15 protein-coding genes are annotated in these 16833 nt (G+C 66.4%); all 15 read right to left on the bottom strand.

What is annotated here, in order from left to right:
- Positions 1–133 precede the first annotated feature (133 nt).
- Positions 134–1141 (bottom strand): aldo/keto reductase, encoded by a 1008-nt coding sequence (locus ASC68_RS00610; RefSeq protein WP_055873206.1) that lies wholly within the window; start codon positions 1139–1141, stop codon positions 134–136.
- 74 nt (positions 1142–1215) lie between these two features.
- Entirely contained in the window at positions 1216–1890 is a 675-nt protein-coding gene (locus ASC68_RS00605) for a hypothetical protein (RefSeq protein WP_055873203.1), read from the bottom strand.
- A gap of 54 nt (positions 1891–1944) precedes the next feature.
- The gene (locus ASC68_RS00600) at positions 1945–2802 is read right to left on the bottom strand and encodes a carbohydrate ABC transporter permease (RefSeq protein WP_055873200.1); all 858 of its coding nucleotides are present in this window, start codon (positions 2800–2802) and stop codon (positions 1945–1947) included.
- The gene (locus ASC68_RS00595; RefSeq protein ID WP_055873197.1) at positions 2792–3718 is read right to left on the bottom strand and encodes a sugar ABC transporter permease; all 927 of its coding nucleotides are present in this window, start codon (positions 3716–3718) and stop codon (positions 2792–2794) included. Before ASC68_RS00595 ends, ASC68_RS00600 begins: the two co-directional genes overlap by 11 nt.
- 230 nt (positions 3719–3948) lie before the next feature.
- Positions 3949–5199 (bottom strand): sugar ABC transporter substrate-binding protein, encoded by a 1251-nt coding sequence (locus ASC68_RS00590; RefSeq protein WP_055873194.1) that lies wholly within the window; start codon positions 5197–5199, stop codon positions 3949–3951.
- Between the two features lie 101 nt (positions 5200–5300).
- On the bottom strand, positions 5301–6911 hold the full coding sequence (locus ASC68_RS00585; RefSeq protein WP_055873191.1) for an FAD-dependent oxidoreductase: 1611 nt from the start codon (positions 6909–6911) through the stop codon (positions 5301–5303).
- A gap of 40 nt (positions 6912–6951) precedes the next feature.
- The gene (locus tag ASC68_RS00580) at positions 6952–8007 is read right to left on the bottom strand and encodes a LacI family DNA-binding transcriptional regulator (protein ID WP_055873189.1); all 1056 of its coding nucleotides are present in this window, start codon (positions 8005–8007) and stop codon (positions 6952–6954) included.
- 643 nt (positions 8008–8650) lie between these two features.
- Positions 8651–9127: a cyclic nucleotide-binding domain-containing protein gene (locus ASC68_RS00570; RefSeq protein ID WP_055873183.1), complete on the bottom strand. Its 477-nt coding sequence runs from the start codon at positions 9125–9127 to the stop codon at positions 8651–8653.
- Positions 9128–9349: 222 nt separating this feature from the next.
- Complete coding sequence (locus tag ASC68_RS00565) at positions 9350–10954, bottom strand: FGGY-family carbohydrate kinase (RefSeq protein WP_055873180.1); 1605 nt, start codon at positions 10952–10954, stop codon at positions 9350–9352.
- 1 nt (position 10955) lies between these two features.
- Complete coding sequence (locus ASC68_RS00560) at positions 10956–11684, bottom strand: SDR family oxidoreductase (RefSeq protein ID WP_055873179.1); 729 nt, start codon at positions 11682–11684, stop codon at positions 10956–10958.
- Positions 11681–12427 (bottom strand): HAD-IA family hydrolase, encoded by a 747-nt coding sequence (locus ASC68_RS00555; RefSeq protein ID WP_055873176.1) that lies wholly within the window; start codon positions 12425–12427, stop codon positions 11681–11683. The genes ASC68_RS00560 and ASC68_RS00555 overlap by 4 nt, the downstream gene beginning before the upstream one ends.
- Positions 12427–13164 carry a glycerophosphodiester phosphodiesterase family protein gene (locus ASC68_RS00550; RefSeq protein ID WP_055873173.1) on the bottom strand — a complete coding sequence of 246 codons (738 nt, stop codon included), beginning with the start codon at positions 13162–13164 and terminating at the stop codon, positions 12427–12429. Before ASC68_RS00550 ends, ASC68_RS00555 begins: the two co-directional genes overlap by 1 nt.
- Positions 13165–13428: 264 nt before the next feature.
- Positions 13429–14349, bottom strand: coding sequence for an ABC transporter permease subunit (locus ASC68_RS00545; RefSeq protein ID WP_055873171.1), 921 nt, complete (start codon positions 14347–14349; stop codon positions 13429–13431).
- A 2-nt stretch (positions 14350–14351) separates the two neighbouring features.
- On the bottom strand, positions 14352–15347 hold the full coding sequence (locus ASC68_RS00540; protein WP_055873169.1) for an ABC transporter permease subunit: 996 nt from the start codon (positions 15345–15347) through the stop codon (positions 14352–14354).
- Entirely contained in the window at positions 15334–16680 is a 1347-nt protein-coding gene (locus ASC68_RS00535; RefSeq protein WP_055873166.1) for an extracellular solute-binding protein, read from the bottom strand. Before ASC68_RS00535 ends, ASC68_RS00540 begins: the two co-directional genes overlap by 14 nt.
- Between the last annotated feature and the right edge of the window lie 153 nt (positions 16681–16833).

The raw sequence follows: 16833 nt of genomic DNA, 5'->3' as shown, positions 1-16833 counted from the left end.
GCAGATCGGCGAACTTGCCACCAGGCAGCACCCCAAACTCGATGACAGCCGGTGGGTGGGCCCAATCGAAGTCCAATCGGCTTCGCTGACGATCACCCGCAGCCGTCGAGCCAGCAGCCCTGCCGTGCTCCGCCTACCGCGGCACGCGGCCCTCGACCGGGTGGCCCGGGTCGGTGAAGCCGTGGGTCGAGGCGTGGCCCGGGGTGACCAGTCGATCGACCAGCGCCTCGTCCTCGGCATCGAGCTTGACGTCGAGGGCGCGGATGTAGCTGTCCCAGTGCGCTTCGGTGCGCGGCCCGGTGATTGCCGCGCTCACCAGCCGGTTGTTGAGCACCCAGGCCAGCGCGAAGTCGGCGGCGTCGATCCCCTTGCGCCGCGCATGTGCTGCGATCTCCTGGGCGATGGCGAGCGATTCCGGTCGCCACTCGGTTTCGAGAATACGCTTGTCGCCGCGCCCGGCGCGGGTATCGGCCGCCGGTTCCTGGCCGGGCTGGTACTTGCCGGTGAGCACGCCGCGCGCCAGCGGCGAATAGGAGACGACGCCGAGGCCGTAGTGCTGCGCAGCCGGCAACTGCTCGGCTTCGGCCGTGCGGTTGACGATGTTGTAGAGCGGCTGGCTGGCAATGGGGCGGTCGATGCCGAGCTGGTCGGCGAGGTGCGCCACCTCGGCGATGCGCCAGCCGCGGAAGTTCGAGACGCCGAAATAGCGGAGCTTCCCGGCCCGGATCAGGTCGGCGATGGCGCGCACCGGCTCCTCGAGCGGCGCATCGAACACCGCGCGGTGGAAGTAGATCAGGTCGATATAGTCGGTGCCGAGCCGCTGCAGCGAATTCTCGACCGTTTCGATCACCCATTTGCGCGAGTAGCCGCCGAGGTTCGGGCCCTTCTTGCCCGAGTTGACGAACTTGGTCGCCAGCACCCAGTGGTCGCGATTGGCCCTGATGCCTTGCCCGACGACTTTCTCGCTCGCCCCGTCGCCATAGACGTCGGCGGTATCGATGAAATTGATCCCCTGCTCGCGCGCCTTGTCGATGATCCGGAAGGCTTCCGGGTCGGGGGTCTGCTGGCCGAACATCATCGTGCCGAGCGACAGCGGGGATACCTTTAGGGCGCTGCGGCCAAGGTAGCGATAGTCAACCATGCGTAGGTCTCCGGGGGCGTGCGCGGGCGCACGGTGTGAGGTCAATGTGACCGGATCACCGCCGCATGCAAACTCTACGCCCTCCGCGCCGCCTCGACGATCGGCGCAACTGCCCGCCGCAGCCCTTCCGGCTCCAGCCCGGTCACCACGGCGCCAACCAGAATAGCCCCGATTCCCGCTGCCTTCAGCCGCGGCGCATCCGCCGCGGTGAATCTCTTCTGGCTCGGCGCAATCACCGGGCGGCCCGCCATCGTGACGATCTCGGCAAAGCGCGCTAGGTCGGCCTCATTCAGCGGCTGGCCATATTCGGCAAAGCGCCCGATCGAGGCTTCGACCATGGCGCCGGGGATGGCGCGGATGGCCTCGATATCGGCCTCACCGCTGTCGCTGTCGAGCGCCAGGATCGGCTTCAGCCGCGATTGCAGCAGATGCGGCTGCACGTGCTGCAGATAGATGTTCCAGCCCTCGACGCCGTAATCGGCCAGCGCCTCGAGCTCATCAAGGCTCGGCTGGGTTTCCTGCCCGCTCATCACCAGCATGGGTTTGCCCAGTTTCGCCAGCGCTTCGATGAACCCGCGTTCCTCGCTGAAACTGCCGAACGTGGTGCCGCTGGCCCGGTGATAGGCGTTGAGGTGGAACTTCAGCCCGAACACCCCGGCATCGACCGCCGCCTTGGCGAGGTCGAGATCATGCCGGCCGAGGGAAACCAGCACCGGCAACTCTCCGGCGCGCATTGCAGCTTCGATCATCGTCTCAGCCCTTCAGTCCAGTGTGTGCCAGCTCCCGATGCGCTTGCGCATCGGTCAACCCTTGAGTCCGGTATGCGCAAGCCCCTCGATGAACTGGCGCTGCGCGAAGATGAACACCGCTAGCACCGGCAGGGCGGTGAGCGTCGCGGCGGCGAGCTGGGTGTTCCACATCGGCCCCTGGTAGACGTCGACATACTGGGTCAGCGCCTGCGGCAGGGTGAAATTGCCGGGGGTGGTGAGGAAGACGATCGGCTCGAGATAGAGGTTCCACGAATGGAGGAAGGTGAAGATGGCGACCGCCGCCAGCGCCGGCTTCGCCAGGGGCAGGGCGATCTGCCAGAAGATGCCGAAGCGGCTCAGCCCATCGACCCGCGCCGCCTCTTCGAGCTCCACCGGCAGCGCGATGAAGAACTGCCGCATCACGAAGGTGGCGAAGACGCTGGGTGCGCCGAAGATCGGCACCAGGATCAGCGGCCAGTGGGTGTTCACCAGCCCCCATTTGAGGAACATCTGGAACAGCGGCACGATGGTGACTTCCGACGGGATCAACAGCCCGAGCAGCACCACCATGAAGATCAGGTTGGCGCCCGGGAACTTGATCCGCGCGAAGGCATAGCCGGCCATCGAGGAGACCGCCATCGTCCCCAGGGTGACGATCGCCGCGATGTAGCAGGAGTTCCAGTATTGCTGCGCGAAGGGCTGCAGCTTGAACACTTCCGCATAAGTCGACCAGTCGAAGCGCGACGGGATCAGCTCGGGTGGAAAGGCGAAAATGTCCGAGATCGGCTTCACCGAGCTCGTCACCATCCACCAGGTCGGAAAGACGAAGGGGATGGCGAGCACACAGAGCAGGCCATAGAGCGCGACCCGGGCGCGCGGCGAGATGTCGTTGGGAGAGAGCTCAGTTTTCATAGAAGACGATCCGTTTGCGCATCTGCCACTGCGCGAAGGTGAGCACCGCGACGATCAGGAAGAGGAGGATCGAGATGGTGGCGCCATAGCCGAAGCGGTGGAACTGGAAGGCCTGCTGGTAGAGGTAGTAGACCAGCACCGTAGTCGACATCCCCGGCCCGCCCTGCGTCAGCACCGCGATCTGCGCGAACACCTGGAGCGAACCCACAATGGTGATGATCATGGTGAGCAGGATCGTCGGCGAGATCAGCGGCACGGTGATCGCATGGAACTGCGTCCAGCGGCTGGCGCCATCGACCCGCGCCGCCTCGTAGAGCTCGCGCGGCACCCCCTGCAGCGCCGCGAGAAACAGCACCATGTTGAGCCCGACATTCTTGAACACCTGCACGACGATCACCGAGGCCATGGCGGTGGGTGGTGAGCGCAGCCAGTTGGGGCCTTCGATGCCGATCACCTGCAACAGCCCGTTGATCCCGCCATTGGCCTGCAGCAGGAAGTTCCAGACGATGGTCCAGGCAACCAGCGACACCACCACCGGCGAAAAGAAGATGGTGCGGAACACCGTAATGCCCCTCAGCTTCTGGTTCACGAGGATGGCGAGCAGCAGCGCGAGGGAGAGGTTGAACACCACCAGCCCGGCCGAAAAGATCGCCGTCGCGCCGAGCACTTCCGGCAGCGCCGGGTCGGCCGCGAGCTTCTTGTAGTTCGCATCGCCGACGAAGCGGAATGTCCCGGCCAGCACGTTCCACTCATGCAGCGAGTACCAGACTACCAGCCCGAGCGGGATCAAGACGAACAAGACGATACCGCAGAGCTGCGGGGCGATGAACAGGTAGCCCGCGAGGCTGTCGCGCCGCTCCATGGTCCAGAACGGCCGCTTGCGCGATCGGTCAGCGGTGAGGGCGGCAGTGGGCATTGAGAGTCCTGTGTATTTGGCTCCCCCTCATCCGGCTCGCGGCGACGGCCTGGCCGTCGTCCGCCACCGGCACCTTCTCCCACCTTAGCGGTTGGCGTGCGCCAGAGCGCAACGCTAGTGGGAGAAGGCGAGAGAGCCGAGATGTTTCAGTCAGGCCTTCTCCCTTGATGGGAGAAGGTGGCCGAAGGCCGGATGAGGGTGGGGCCACACGTAGCGGCCCCACCCATTCGTCACAGCATCGGCTGGATCCGGTCGCACACCGACTTCAGCACCGCCGGCACATCCGCATCGGCGACCCACAGCGCGTCGAGCGCGGCGCGGGCCGTCTGCTGGATTTCGGCAAACCCCGCATGGCCGGGCTTCACCTTGCCGGTGGAAATGCCCTTGATCACCACGTTCTCGATCTGCTCGGCTGAGAGCAGCGGGTTGGCGGCGCCAAGCACTTCGGCGTTGAGCAGGCTCGAGCGCGGCGGCGGGAAGAACTTTGCCAGCTTCCTGGCATTGTCCGGGTTGGAGAAGAAGGCGAGGAAGTCGGCGGCAACCGCCGGGTTCTTGCCCGAGGCGAAGACGCCGATGCCGGCCTGGCCGATCACCGCATATTCACCCGCCGGGCCCGACGGCAACGGCACCAGGTCCCAGCTGAACGGGTTCTCCTTGGGGAGGAGCGAGGCGCGGGAAATCTGCGTGATGGTCATTGCCGCGTCGCCGGCGAAGAAATCGGCGGTGACGCCGGGGCCGGGGATTGCCTTGTCGGTGAAGATCGCCTTGTGGATGAAGCTCATCGCATCGACCATCGGCTGCTCGGTAAACGTGCAGGTCTTGCCGTCGGCGCTCCACGGCGAGGCGCCCCAGCCGTTCCAGATCGAGGCGAGGTTGTCCCACACCTTGTAGTCGAAATCGCGGACGATCAGCCCCTGCTTGCCGGCGGCGGCGACGGCGGTGTTGATCGCCTCGGCCTTGTCCCAGGTCCATTCACCAGCCGCGATCAGCTCGGCCGGCGTTTGCTGACCGGCGGCCTTGATCACGTCGTTGTTGACGAACATGCCGAACGGCGAAGTGGAGAACGGATAGGCGTAGATCTCGCCATCAGCGGTCCACAGCGACAGCGCACTCTCGGTGACGTCGGCGAGGTTATAGTCGGCCGCCGCCTCGAACGTTGCCTTCAGCGGCGACAGTGCGCCCGAGCTGACGAAATCGCCTGCCGTGGTCTCGAGGATCCAGGCGAGATCAGGCGCATTGCCGCCGGCGATCTGCGTGGTCAGCGTCGTGGTGTAGCCGTCGAAGGGCAGCGAGTCGAAGCTGACCTTCACCTCCGGGTGCTGCGCCGTGTAGGCGGCGGCGATCTCGTTGAACAGCGCCAGGTGCGCCTCGTTGGCGCTCCAGATCGCCATACGGATGTCCTGGGCGATGGCCGGCACTGCTGCCAGCGGGAGTGCGATGCCGGCTGCGAGAGCCGCCAGTCTCAGATCGAACAGTTTCATGGTTTCCTCCTTTGTCGTCGTCTTCTGGTCGTCGATGGTCTGGTCGTTGTCTTTCCGGATGCCCGCGGGTTGAAGCGGCCCGTACCTGGTCGCCCAGGCGGTCAGTAGCCCCTGACGTCGGGCCAGCGGGTCTCGATGCCTTCGGCATAGAGCCGGGCCTGGAAGTCGCTCAGCAGCGCGTCGTCGGCCTGCACCTGGTGCGGCGTCACGCCTTGGTTGAGGCAGTAGGCGGCAAGCAGGCCCGCGACCTCGCCGATGTTCCACTCCACCGGGTGCAGCCGGTAGCAGCCATTGGTGATGTGGGTGGTGCCGATGGTCTTGCCGGCCGGGATCAGGTTGGTGGTCCGCTCCGGCAGCAGCGCGCCGAGCGGGATCTCGAACGGGCACGAGGCCACGTCGATATAGTTGTCGCCGCCGGTCGAGGGATGCAGGTCAATGCGGTACATGCCGATGCCGACGCTGTCGCGATAGTTCACCGCGCCGCGCTCGCCGCGCACATCGTAGGAGAGATCCTGCTCGACGATGGTAGTCACCGCCTTGATGCGGCGGCTTTCGCGGATATAGGGCGCCATGGCGAGGCCATGGTTGGTGCCGGTGATATCACCGCGCAGCCGCAGGCCCGGGAACCCCTGGCCGCCATCCTCGCGCGGCGCCTCGGTCTGCAGCCAGTAAAACACCGAATAGGCGAGGTCGGCGGCATCGCGCATCCGCTCGTTGTAGACCGCCTCGGGCACGTCGATGATCGGCTGCTCGAAATAGTCGAGCATCGGCCAGTTCACGAGGCAGATGTCGGAGGCGTAAGCGCCGCGTACGAAGTTGCGCCGCGCCGCGATGCGCCTGAAAGTCCAGAGGTTCCCGTCGCCGGGGTTCTTGCGCTGGTCGGCATCGACCAGGGTCGGGTCATCATCCGGGTTGGGGGTAAAGCTCCGCACCGTGGTTTCGAGCGTCCGCGGATGCGGCGCGACGAAGCCGATCAGCGGCCCGCCCCAGAAGCTCGGGGTATAGGCGCGCCACTTGTCGTAGTTGCGCGGTTTGTCGCCCACCTGGTTGCCGTCGACATGGTCGATGGCAAAGCAGATCGACACCGCCTGCGAGTTGGTCGGCTGCGCCTCGGCCGGAGCGGAAGGCTCGCCGGTGTCGCGCTGGCTTTCGAAGCCGGTGACATATTCGGTACCGGTCATCGGCAAGAGGTCGCCGAGCTCGGTGGCCTCGATGATGTACTTGCCGGTGACGACGATGCTCTCGCCGCTGTCGCGATGCCTCAGTGTCACCGCCCGCACCCGGTCGCCATCGACCTCGGCGGAGATCGGCTTGTAGGGCTGCAGCACGGTCAGCTTACCGCCGCCGCGATACGGCATCAGCATCGCTTCCATCACCGCGAGGCCGACACGCGGCTCATGGCAGAGCCGCGATACGAACCCGGCACCGGGGTTGAGGTCGCCCCAGGCGCGGCTCTGCTCGGTCAGCGGATAGTGGTCGCGATAATATTGCCGGATGCCGTTGCGCAGCGCGCGATAGGAGCGGGTGATGCCGAACTGCTCGACCCAGCTATGCTCGTCCGGCGGCACCGCCTGGCTGGTCATCTGCCCGCCCAGCCAGTCGAACTCCTCCGTTATCACCACGCTGCGGCCCGAGCGCAGCGCGCCGAGCGCCGCCGCCACGCCGCCGAGGCCACCACCGATGATCGCGATATCTGCCGAATATTCTTTCACTTCAAATCCGTCTGGTTGGTCGCGATGTGGGAAAAGTCGGTCAACTCGTCGCCTTGTCGCTCGGGTGGATGACGCCGAGGGTGTCGCCCTCGACGGGCTCGCATGGCAGCACCACCTGCTCGCCGGCCGAGCCGGCCTCGATCCGCTCGCACAGCATCTGCGTGGCGCGCCGCGCCATTTCTTCGCGCGGCACCGAAAAAGTGGTGAAACGGGTGCCCGACTGCATGGGGCGGAGGTGGCTGCCGAGCACGACGATGGAGAGGTCGCCCGGTACCGCGAGGTTCTGCGAACGCGCCGCGGCATCGACGATCACCGCGTCGGCCATTTCGGTGAAGAACACCACGCTGGCGCCCGACGCACGGATCGCCTCGAGCATCGGCAGCGCCTTGCCGCCGACCTCGGGAATATGCAGCACCAGCTCCGCCTCGGCGATCGCGGAGGCAAAACCGGCCCAGCGATCGACCGAGGATTCAGCGCCCTTGCTCGGTCCGACATAGGCGAGCCGCGTATGCCCCTTGGCCTTGGCCCGCCGCACCATCTCGGCGGTCGCCGCCACATAATCGGCGCCGACATAGGGCACCGGCGCGCCGGTCGGGCCGCCAATCGGATCACGACGGCCGACGGCAACGAACGGATAGTCCCCGGCCACCAGCCGCTTCAGCTCGGCCCGGTCGAACTCGCGTCCGAGGATGACGCAGCCATCGGCCAGCCGCAGCCGGTTGTTCTCGTCAAAAATCTTGCGCTTGCCGCGATTGGCGGGGGCGCCGGTGAGCAGCAGCAGGTCATAGCCCAGCGTCTGCGCCGTCTCCTCGATGCCGAACAGGAACGGCGCAAAGAAATCCGCCTGGGCGCTGGGGAAGGCCGGCTCGTAGGTGAACACCCCAAGGATGCGGTTCAGCCCCTTGGCCATGCGGCGGGCGATCGGGTCGGCGACATAACCGGTCTCGCGGATCGCCTTCTGCACCCGCTCGCGCGTCTCGTCCGGAATGCGTCCTTCGGCCGCCTTGGCATCGTTCAGCACCAGCGACACCGTCGCCTGGCTGACCCCGGCAATGCGCGCAATATCCCGCTGTGTCAGCCGCCCTGCCTTGGCCAAGCCGTCCTCCCCGACGCCTCTCGCGTTGCTAATGCGTATTAGCTGCTAATGCGTATTAGCGGAGAGTCCGAACGTAAGTCAAGGGAGCCGGACAGCGAGAGTTGACGACGCTGGACGATCGTGACCGGGGACGAGAAGGGGATGCAGCTTGCTGTAACAACGCCGTGCAATCAGACTGGCCATGTAGGCGATACCAAGGTTAGCGCCAAATGGTGACCTTCTTCGACCCTGGCCCCGAGCTTGATGGCGCTGGTGCACAACGGCTTGAAAGGGCACTCGGACATGCCCTTCCCGGCGACTACGGCGCGTTCTTGCGGTCCCACAATGGCGGTCGGCCTGAGCCCTGCTACGTGCCGATACCCGACTTCCCGGGCGGAATCGTGGACGTTCAAGTTTTACTCGGATGGGGGGCCAAACCCCAATCCTCTGATATTCGTTGGGCACTGCCGGAGGTTCGGGCGCGGTTCCCAGATGACACCCTATTGCCCATAGCGTGGGATTCGTCCGGAAACCTGTTCGTGCTGAGATTTGACGACGGACGGGCCACCGCAGTGGAGTATGCAGATCTCCTGGCCCGACCCGCAGAGTTTCATTTTGTCGCTTCGAGCTTCACGGCGTTCGTGAACAGCCTGAGGTCGGTTCCCTACTCGTGATCCGCCCACTTGCCCGCGCGCGGTGTCACCTTCGGCGTCGCCAGCATCGCCGTGAGGATCCTACTCATCAGCGCTTGTTCCTGCTTCTTGCCTTCGGCGCCGCGGCGGAGATCGACGAGCAGGGCGGAGGTGGCGTTGAGGCGGGCGCAGGCGAGGGTGGCGATGTGCAGCGCGAAATCCGGGTTCTGTGACAGCACATCGAGTGCTTCCTCGATCACCCGGACCCGCACCGTGGTTTCGGCGGTGACGGTGGCGCTGTGCGGCGTGGCGAGCAGCACCGCCATCTCGCCGATGATCGCCCAGGGCTCGTCGATACGGGCGATATCGACGCCGTCGCGCGACACGGTGAGCCGGCCGGCCTCGAGCAGGTAGAGCCGCCCCGAATAGCTGCCTTCGGTGGTGAGCCGCTCACCTGGCTTGAGCGTTTCGAGGGGCAGCGAGACGGCGAGGGCGGCGAGGGTGGACATCGGCAGATTCCGGCAGGTTCGGGGCGGCAGACTGGTGGAGCTTAGGTGAACGCTCGATGAAAGTCGCGGGGAGTGGTGCGCCGGCTCATCAGCCGGCGGCCTTCTCCTGCTCGCCGGGCTGCTCGACGTAGAGGGTGTCGCGCTCCTTCTGTGTCACCATGCTGACCTGCATGTACCTGAACGACGCGATGCACCCCGGACATTGAGTGAAGCGACCGGCCCTCAGCGGATCTGGCGGCCGGCGCCCTGCAGGGTCTCGAATGCGGCAAAGCGCCTGTCATGCCAGGCGCGCGTCGCGGCCGAAGGCTGGTAGCGTTCGGCGATGTGCGACATGGCCGCCATGGCGGCTGCCGCGTCGGCATAGCGGGCCGACGCCACTGCGCCCAGAATGGCCGAGCCCAGCAGCACCGGCTCCTCCGCCTCGGGTGCGGACACTCCGACCCCGGTCGCGTCGGCGAGCAGTTGCCGCACCAGCGGCGATTGGGCCGCGCCACCGCTGACCACGATCTCGTCGATGGCGATGCCCTGGCGGCGCGAGGCATGAAGGATCTGCCGCACGCCATAGCCGAGGCTTGCGACGCCGGCGACATAGAGCCCGACGAGGCTGTCCAATCCGCGCTCCATGCCGAGCCCGGCGACAACAGCCCGAGCCTCCGGATCGGCGAACGGGGCGCGGTTGCCGAGGAATTCGGGCACCACGTGCAGGCCGCCGACCAGTGCCGGCACGTCGGACTGCTGCAGCCGCTCCGCTGCCTCCCGGCTCAGCCAGGCGACCAGCCCGAGGCCCTCGGCTTTGGCTCGCGTCTCGGCCTCCGGCGCGGCGGGGTGGAAGCGCACCAATTGGTCGATCGCCGCCCCGGCCGCCGACTGGCCGCCTTCGCTGAGCCAGAACCCCGGCACCATGGCCGAGAAGTACGGCCCCCAGACGCCATCGACGAAGGCCGGCTCTGCCGTCGAAGTCATCGTGCAGGCCGAGGTGCCGAACACATAGGCCATGCGCCGTTCGACGCTGCCGCTGCCATCCGTCGCGCCGACCGTGCCGAGCCCGCCGGCATGCGCATCGATCAGCCCCGCGGCCACCGGCACGCCCGGCGGGAGGCCGAGGTCCGCGGCGGCTTCAGCCAGCAGCCCGCCCGCCAGCGGCGTGCCTGCCGCGACGATTTCGGTGCCGATGCGGGCAAAGCCTTCATCGGCCAGCACCCCGAGGCCGATGGCGCGGAAATACTCGGCGTCCCAGCGCTGCTGATGCGCGAGGTAGGTCCATTTGCAGGTCACGGTGCAGATCGAGCGGGCGAGGCTGCCGGTGGCGCGCCAGCTGAGGAAATCCGGCAGGTCGAAGAACTGCCAGGCGCTCTCGAAGCTCTTCGGCATCTGCTCCTTGAGCCAGAGCAGCTTCGGCGTCTGCATCTCGGGCGAGATGGAACCGCCGACATAGCGCAGCACTGCGTGCCCGCCGCGGTTGATCCGCGCCGCCTGTTCGCGGGCCCGGTGATCCATCCAGACGACGATATTGCGCTCGCGCTCACCCGAGGCGCTGACCGAGACTGGTCTGCCACCTTCCCCCAGCACCACCAGCGAGCAGGTCGCATCAAAGCCGATGCCGGCAATGCTCTCGGGCGCCACGCCGGCGGCGTTCACTGCCTGGCGGACACTGCGGCAGACCGCGGCCCAGATGTCCTCGCTCGATTGCTCGGCGATGCCGCCGGCCTCCTGGAACAACGCGATGTCATGCTTGCCGACGCCGAGCTGCCGGCCGTTTGCGTCGAACACGCCGGCGCGGGCGCTGCCGGTGCCCACGTCGACGCCGATGAAATGCTGCTGCGCCATCTCAGAGATCATTGCTCTGCGGCAGGATGACCAGGTCGCGGATCGTCACCTTGCGCGATCGGGTCAGCATGAACAGCACTGCTTCCGCCACCTCGGTCGGCTCCATCAGGTCGCCGGCCGCCAATGCCGCCTCGAGCTTCTCCTTGGGCCAGTCGCTCAGCAGCGCCGTGACCACCGGCCCCGGCTGCACGGCGCCGACGCGGATGCCGTGCTGTTTCACCTGCCGGCGCAGGGTGTGCACGAACGCCTGCATGGCGTGCTTGGAGGCGGTGTAGATCGGCTCGCCGACCACCGGCACCACGCCGGCCACTGAGCTGGTGACGATGATGTCGCCGGTCTTTCGCTCGATCATGTGCGGCAGCACCGCGTGCACCGAGCGGAACACCGCATTGATGTTGAGGTTGAGCATGCGGTCCCACTGGTCCGGGTCGCCACTGGCGAAATCGCCCCCGACATAGGCGCCGGCATTGGCGTGGAAAATGTCGAGCTGTCCCGTCTGCTCGAGGATTCCCGGCAGCATCTGCGCCACGCTTTTGGGCTCGGTGAGGTCGATCACCAGCGGCATGGCGTTGGGCCCGAGTTCTGCGCAGAGCTGCTGCAGCTTGTCGGCGGCGCGGTCGATCAGCACGACGCGCCCCCCGGCGGCAAGCAGCGTCCGCGCGCATTCGAGCCCGATCCCCGAGGCGGCGCCGGTGATCGCCGCGACTTTTCCGTTGAGGTTGGCGCTCATTGCATTTTCCCCGATTGCTGCGTCCTTGATGCCAGTGCGTCGTCGGCGGCGGCAAGCGCCGCCGGCAGTTCCTCGGCGCCCATGGCGACACTGAAGGCCCCCGCCGCCTTGAGCAGGGCGCGTCGCCCCGGTCGCGGATCGGCTGGGTCGACAAAGCCGATCGGCACCATGCCGGCGGCGACCGCCGAACTGATGCCGTGCGGGCTGTCATCCACCATGACGCAGTGCGCCGGATCCACCGCGAGCTCTTTGGCGCAGTAGAGCAGCAGGTCGGGCGCCGGCTTCGGCCGCTTCACCTGTTCGGCGCTGAACACGAACGGCGCAAAGCTCTGCCATAGCGGCAGCTGCCCCAGGCTCGCACCCAGCCGCTCCAGCGTGCTGTTGGAGGCGACGCATTTCGGCCGCTCGAGCGCCGCAACCACCTCGGCAATTCCCGGCATGGCGGTGAGCGTCGTGGCAAACTCGGCATAGAGCCGTTGGTGCCAGCCGTTGAACAGGCCCTCGAGATCCTCGAGCCAATAATCGCGCGCGCACATGGCGCGGATATCCCGCTCGGAATTGCCGGTAAAGCGTCGATGCGCCTCCTGCGGCGTGATGGCGACCCCGGCCGCCGCCAGCGCTTCGGCCAGCGTGCGGCTGGCGATCGGCTCGCTGTCGATCAGCACACCGTCGCAGTCGAAAATCACCAGCCCGATATGGTCGAGCGTGGCCGCCGCGCGGGGTGGCCTCAAATCGGAAATCATCACGCCTCTGCGCCCCGGATGCTGACCGCCCGATCGGGGCGGTCGGTGGTGATCTGGCGGATCGGCTTGTCGAGCCACAACTTCAGGTCCGCCTCTTCGTTCGGCACCCAGGCGCCCAGCCGCTCGAGCGGCACTTGGGCCGTGATGGCGTCCCATTCGGCGAGCAGCAGGCTCTTTTCCACCGCGACGATGTGCGAGAGCTCGAGCATGGTGCTGAGCCCCGCCTTGAGCCCCAGCCGCTCGGCCGAGTTGCGGTCGAACGACGAGAGCCGGCGGATATGCGGCGCCACCCGGCCGATCTCGACCAGAATCTCCTCGTGAAAGCTGGTGAGGATGCTGCGCTCGGCCAGCCCGAACCGGTCGATCAATGCCGCAGCTTGCGCTTCGAGCCCCGGATAGGCGGCGTGTCCGACGCCGGCCTTCAGCTCCACATGCAGCTCCATCGTGCCATCACGGAAGATCTCGAGCACCTCCTCGAGTGTCGGAATCGCCTCGCCGTCACTGTCCTTGAGCCGGACGTTGCGGTGTTCTCCTGCCGGGAGCGCCGCGACCGGGCCGCTGTGGTCGGTGGTGCGGTCGAGCGTCGGATCGTGGATCACCAGCAGCTCGCCAGCGGTGGTGAGGTGCACGTCGAACTCGACGCCCTCGACCGGCATTGCCTTGAGCTTTCGAAAGCCGGAGAGCGAGTTCTCCGGCCACAGGTTCCGGCCACCGCGGTGGCCGATGATCATTACCATCGTAGAGTTCCTTCAGGGGAAGACGTGAAAAGCCGGCGCCCGCGTTGGGCCGCGCTGCCTAAAGCGCGGAGCGACCCAGAGGATTGACGAGCCGGTGCGGGAAACGGACCCCCACCCCTGTCCCCTCCCCGCAAGGGGGAGGGAGACCCTCCCACCGACGCCAGTGTTTTGGTCTCCTTCCCCCTTGCGGGGGAGGGACAGGGTGGGGGGTACTCTGTGCGCACCGTACTATCCGCGCACCGCACACGATCGCGCCGGTACACCTCACTTCCCCGCATCGACCAACCCGCGGGTGAACCAGCGCTGCATGACGAGGATCACCAGGGCCGGCGGCAGCATGACGAACAGAGCCGCGCTCATCGCGATGTTCCAGGCCGGCGCCGCGTCGGAGACCGGAACCAGCTCCTTCAGCCCCAGGATCGCGGTCTGCATCTCCGGGCCGGTGGTGAACAGCAGCGGCCACAGGTACTGGTTCCAGCCGAACAGGAAGAGGATGATGCCGAGCGCCGCGATATTGGCGCGGGAGAGCGGCAGCAGCACATGCCAGAAAAAGCGCAGCGGCCCCGCCCCGTCGAGCTTGGCCGCTTCGCACAGTTCGTCCGGCACGGTCAAAAAGAACTGGCGGAACAGGAACGTCGCGGAAGCCGAGGCGATCAGCGGCAGGATCAGCCCGGCATAGGAGTTGACGAGGTTCCATTGCAGCGCCGCTTCGAGCCGGTAGCCGGTGAGGCTCTCGACCAGCCCCGATAGCCCGATCGTGCCGACCACCCAGCGCAGCGGCCCGCCGGCATCGGCCACCGCCTCGTAGGTCGGGATGATCCGCACTTCGACCGGCAGCATCAGCGACACGAAGATCAGCCAGAACGCCGTCATCCGGAACGGGAAGCGGAAATAGGTGATGGCGAAGGCAGCGAGCAGCGACACCACGAGCTTCCCCACCACGATCCCCAGCGTCACGATGATCGAATTGAGGAAGGCGCGCGAAAAATTGCCTTCGTTCCAGGCGGTGGCGAGGTTGTCGACAAGGTGCGCGCCCGGCAGCAGCGGGAACGGCGTCTGCTGCACCTCCTGCAGCGTCAGCGAGCCCGCCACCAGGGCGAAATAGAGCGGCAGGCAGACCGCCGCGGCGCCAACCAGCAGCACGGCATGGCAGAAGATCGAGAGCGTCAGGCTACGGCCTACCATCGCTACACCCCGTAATTGACTTTGCGCTCGAGGGCGCGGAACTGCAGCACCGTGAACACCACGGCGACGATCATCAGCACCACCGACTGGGCGGCGGACGAGCCGAGGTCGAGCTGCACGAAGCCATCCTGGTAGACCTTGTAGACGAGGCTGTTGGTCGCCCCGGCCGGCCCGCCCCGCGTCATCGCGTCGATCACGCCAAAGGTCTCGAACAGCCCGTAGACGAAGTTCATGACGATGAGAAAGAAGATGGTCGGGGTGATCAGCGGCACCGAGATGGCGAAGAACCGGCGGATATGCCCGGCGCCGTCGAGCGTCGCCGCTTCGAGCAGCGAAGCGGGCACCGCGAGCAGCGCGGCGACGAGGAAGATGTAGTCGTAGCAGACATGCTTCCAGACCGAGGCGATGATCACCAGGAGCTGCGCATCGAACGGCCGCCGGTTCGGGTCCCACGGAATGCCGATCGCCTGCAGCATCTCGGCAATCGGCCCGACCGCCGGGTTGAACAGGAACGCCCAGATCACCCCCGAGATTACCGGCGCGATCGCATAGGGCATCAGGATAATGCTGCGATAGAGGCCGCGGCCGCGGATGACATAGTCGGTGGCAAAGGCGAACAGCCCCGCGAGCCCGAGCGTCAGGACGTTCTGCACCACCGAAAACCACAGCGTGAACACCGCGCTGTCGCGGTAATCGGCGCTGGCGAACAGGGCGAGGAAATTGTCGAGCCCGACGAAGATCTGGATGCCGCCGAACGGATCGACCTGCACGAAGGCCAGCGACAGCGCCTTGTAGGACGGAATGAAAAAGAAGAAGACGAGGATCAGCAGCTGCGGCGTCAGCAGCCCAGCGGCCAGCCACGGCTGCTTGAAATGCGCGGTCTTCAGCCCGGCGCTTGAGGCGCGCGGGAACAGCCGGCCGAGCGCCAGCCCACCGGAGGTCCGGGGGCGGCGGCTGGCGCCGCCCCCGATCTCGATGCTGCCCTCAGCCGCCGGCATGGAGCTTCTCATACTGGCGGAGGATCTGGTTGCCCTGTTCGACCGCCGCGTCGAGCGCCTGCTGCGCCGTCTTCTCGCCGGTCCACACGCTCTGCACTTCCTTGACCAGCAGCTGCATCGACTGGTTGTGGTTGCCGAAGCGGAAGCCGCGCGAATTGTCGGTCGGCGTGCCGCGGCTCAGCTGCAGGATGGCGATTTCCCGCGTGGGGTGCTCGTCATAATAGCCATCCGCCTTGATCGCCTCATAGGCCGTCATCGTCACCGGCACATAGCCGGTTTCCTTACTCCACCAGGCTTGGGTGGCCGGCGAGGCGACGAAATCGAGGAACGCCGCGGCGCCGGCATATTCGGCATCCGTCTCGCCCTTCATCACCCACAGGGCGCCGCCACCGATGGTGCTGTTCTTGGGCTCGACCCCTTCTTCGTGCGGCAGGAACGTGGCGCTCCAGTTGAACTTGGCGGTCGACTCGACGCCGGCATGCGCCGCGGTCGAGGCCACGAAAGTCGAGCACTGGCCCGAGGTGAACAGCTGGTCGGGGGCGAGGCCCTGTCCGGCGAGCTGCAGCACCCCATCGTTCATCCAGCTCTGCAGCCGTTCGAGCTGGCCCACCACCATCGGGCTCTGGTTGAAGATGAACTCGGTATCGAGTCCGCCAAAACCGTTGGCCTTGGTGCCCCAGGGCTGATCCTGGATGGCGGCGTAGTTCTCCAGCATGCTCCAGAAGAAATCGTTGGCCAGCACCATCGAGCAGTCGGACACGCCCTTCTCCTTGATGGCGCGCAACTGGGTGTCGATCTCCTGCCAGGTCTCGCCGGGCTTGTCGAAGCCGGCCGCCTTGAAGTGGTCGGCGTTGTACCAGAAGATCGGCGTCGAGCTGTTGAACGGCATCGCCGCGGGCTTGCCGTCGACGAGGAAGAAGCCGGCGACCGGGGCGACGAAGTCATCCCACTTGATGTCATAGCCCTGGTTCTGCATCAGCTCGGGCACCGGCACCACGGCGCCGGAATTGAGCATGGTGAGAAAGCCGCGTTCGGCCGCCTGCACCAGGGTCGGCTGCTGGCCGACGCGATAGGCGGCCACCATCGCCGCCATGGTCTCTTCGTAATTGCCCTTGTTGATGCCGACCAGCTCGTACTTGTCCTGGCTGGCGTTGAAATCGACGATCAGCTTGTCGACGATTTCGGCCAGCCGGCCACCGAGCGCGTGCCACCATTCGATCTTGGTGCGTTCCTGCGCCAGTGCCCCGCCCGCCTGCAGGATCAGCGCCGCCACGGCAGCGCCGGCCAGCAGCCGGCCGATCACGGCACCATGGCCGCGTTTGTTGCCTGTCATTTTTCTCTCCTCTCGAGCCTCGCCGTCTTTCCTTGGCCGGTTGCTCCGGCGTGACCCGCTTCATGGCGGCGAGGAGACGAAGGCTAGTGGTCACCGTTTACAAATGTCAAGCGTCTGTTACAAATGTATGACACTGCCATGGAGATGCGATTG

It is taken from the genome of Devosia sp. Root105, assembly GCF_001424865.1.
Classification (GTDB): Bacteria; Pseudomonadota; Alphaproteobacteria; order Rhizobiales; family Devosiaceae; genus Devosia_A.
This window is presented reverse-complemented; position numbering and strand designations above follow the sequence as displayed.

What these genes read in the sequence shown, in the direction of transcription:
- ASC68_RS00600 (WP_055873200.1), bottom strand. Translation starts at nt 2,802, where the DNA reads ATGAAAACTGAGCTCTCTCCCAACGACATCTCGCCGCGCGCCCGGGTC.
- ASC68_RS00540 (WP_055873169.1), bottom strand. Translation starts at nt 15,347, where the DNA reads ATGCCGGCGGCTGAGGGCAGCATCGAGATCGGGGGCGGCGCCAGCCGC.
- ASC68_RS00555 (WP_055873176.1), bottom strand. Translation starts at nt 12,427, where the DNA reads ATGATTTCCGATTTGAGGCCACCCCGCGCGGCGGCCACGCTCGACCAT.
- ASC68_RS00595 (WP_055873197.1), bottom strand. Translation starts at nt 3,718, where the DNA reads ATGCCCACTGCCGCCCTCACCGCTGACCGATCGCGCAAGCGGCCGTTC.
- ASC68_RS00560 (WP_055873179.1), bottom strand. Translation starts at nt 11,684, where the DNA reads ATGAGCGCCAACCTCAACGGAAAAGTCGCGGCGATCACCGGCGCCGCC.
- ASC68_RS00570 (WP_055873183.1), bottom strand. Translation starts at nt 9,127, where the DNA reads ATGTCCACCCTCGCCGCCCTCGCCGTCTCGCTGCCCCTCGAAACGCTC.
- ASC68_RS00535 (WP_055873166.1), bottom strand. Translation starts at nt 16,680, where the DNA reads ATGACAGGCAACAAACGCGGCCATGGTGCCGTGATCGGCCGGCTGCTG.
- ASC68_RS00545 (WP_055873171.1), bottom strand. Translation starts at nt 14,349, where the DNA reads ATGGTAGGCCGTAGCCTGACGCTCTCGATCTTCTGCCATGCCGTGCTG.
- ASC68_RS00610 (WP_055873206.1), bottom strand. Translation starts at nt 1,141, where the DNA reads ATGGTTGACTATCGCTACCTTGGCCGCAGCGCCCTAAAGGTATCCCCG.
- ASC68_RS00550 (WP_055873173.1), bottom strand. Translation starts at nt 13,164, where the DNA reads ATGGTAATGATCATCGGCCACCGCGGTGGCCGGAACCTGTGGCCGGAG.
- ASC68_RS00565 (WP_055873180.1), bottom strand. Translation starts at nt 10,954, where the DNA reads ATGGCGCAGCAGCATTTCATCGGCGTCGACGTGGGCACCGGCAGCGCC.
- ASC68_RS00590 (WP_055873194.1), bottom strand. Translation starts at nt 5,199, where the DNA reads ATGAAACTGTTCGATCTGAGACTGGCGGCTCTCGCAGCCGGCATCGCA.
- ASC68_RS00605 (WP_055873203.1), bottom strand. Translation starts at nt 1,890, where the DNA reads ATGATCGAAGCTGCAATGCGCGCCGGAGAGTTGCCGGTGCTGGTTTCC.